The following is a 276-nucleotide window of genomic DNA, read 5'->3' on the forward strand; positions in this document are numbered from 1 at the left end:
ACGCCTGATAAAATAAGGGTTGATGTAAATGATGCTACCTCTGGTAATCCATCAGTGTATACAGCCTTAAATGTTTTTAATGGCACTGTTGGTGGAGTTGGCGTTAATTTACAAGGCAATAGTGGTGAAAATAATTCTGTAATGTGGTCAACCCTCGACGCTTCTCTATCGGCACCTTTATCTTATTTTACTGGGACTAAACACAGCCTAGGATTTCCAAATCCCGTAACCGTATTGTCACCTTTTAAAGCTTTTGATGCTCTTGTAACCAATGGT

The 276-nt window shown here is 39.5% G+C and carries 1 protein-coding gene; it reads left to right on the forward strand.

Going from position 1 to position 276, the window contains the following annotated elements; translation table 11 throughout:
- Positions 1 to 276, forward strand: a 276-nt coding sequence (locus SB717_RS35535; RefSeq protein ID WP_410907640.1) for a hypothetical protein, incomplete at both ends; no start/stop codon positions are given.

The organism is Priestia sp. SIMBA_032 (assembly GCF_046535215.1).
GTDB lineage: Bacteria > Bacillota > Bacilli > Bacillales > Bacillaceae_H > Priestia > Priestia aryabhattai.